The 1,185-nt window shown below is 53.0% G+C and carries 1 protein-coding gene; it reads right to left on the reverse strand.

Annotated features, from left to right (window positions below; genetic code table 11):
- Positions 1–425: 425 nt before the first annotated feature.
- Positions 426–1,185: glutamate--tRNA ligase family protein (locus O3648_RS08325; RefSeq protein ID WP_371569577.1), on the reverse strand; the 760-nt coding region annotated here is incomplete at its 5' end.

The following is a 1,185-nucleotide window of genomic DNA, read 5'->3' on the forward strand; positions in this document are numbered from 1 at the left end:
AATAAATCGCCAGCGCGATGACCTGGTATGTACTCGCGGCCATAATGTTCCTTCTCTCCTGGTGATAATACGTGTCTGTGTGTATTTATGCACTACGCCATAACTTTATGAGTGGCATAGGATACAGTCTAGGCTTTGAAAGGCTGAAAATAAAGTCTATTTGACGATTAGAGATGAGAAGTTGTGGAATAAATATGTATTTGCTGTGTAAATTTTATGGTCGTACAGGTGGGGGGGCTGTGGGAGCATGTGCGAAAAAGTGCCCTAAAAATCCCTGAATTTCAGGGTTTCGGGCACTTGAGTCAAAGATATGTACTTGAAAAGCAACGCAAACGCTCAATGGCATATGCATATAAAACGGATTAAACGAAAAATTTAAAAGCCGTTCAGAGTGTTGAACTGTCGTAAAACAATGTCACAGAAGCTTAGAAATCCTTCACGACCCACGGCTCAGAAGCCATACGAGCCGGGTCAAAACGCTCCAAAATTGCCGCGGCATTGGGCACCGGAGCATCCGCCGAATGGACAGAGCCATCGACGTTATATACCGGAATAGAAGCGGCAATCCACCCCAAAATCGTCGGGATTTCAATGCCCGCCTCACGTAGCTGCGGCAGGGTCACCGCACCATCACGCTTTGCCAGACGCTTACCTTCCTCGTTGAGTGCCAGTGGTACGTGAGCGTAACGCGGCTGTGCCAAACCCAAAAGCTGCGCCAAATACGACTGGCGAGGCGCAGAAGGGAGTAGATCATCACCGCGCACAATCTGCTCAACCCCCACAAAGGCATCATCCACCACGGAAGTCAGGTTATAGGCGTAGGTGCCGTCATTGCGTACCAGCACAAAATCATCCACCAGCCCCGTGTAGGCACCGTAAAAATCATCCTGCACCGTGTAGCTCGTGTGCTCAGCGCGCAGGCGCAGAGCTGGCGGACGCTGAACGCCACGCTCCTTCCGTTGTGCTTCTGTCAGCCCACGGCAGGTACCCGGGTATGCGCCCGGCGCGCCGTGCGGGGCACTTGAGGCCTCCTGAATTTCGCGGCGAGTACAGAAACACTCATAGACGAGTCCCGCCTCGCGTAGCAGTTGAACCGCCTGCGCGTAGGCGGCAATGCGCGTGCTCTGGTACAGTACGCCTGCTTCCTTGCCCTCGGTGCTTTCGCTGCCCTCAATACGCCCTGCC

The sequence above is a fragment of the Rothia sp. 27098_8_161 genome (assembly GCF_041432905.1).
Lineage (GTDB): Bacteria > Actinomycetota > Actinomycetes > Actinomycetales > Micrococcaceae > Rothia.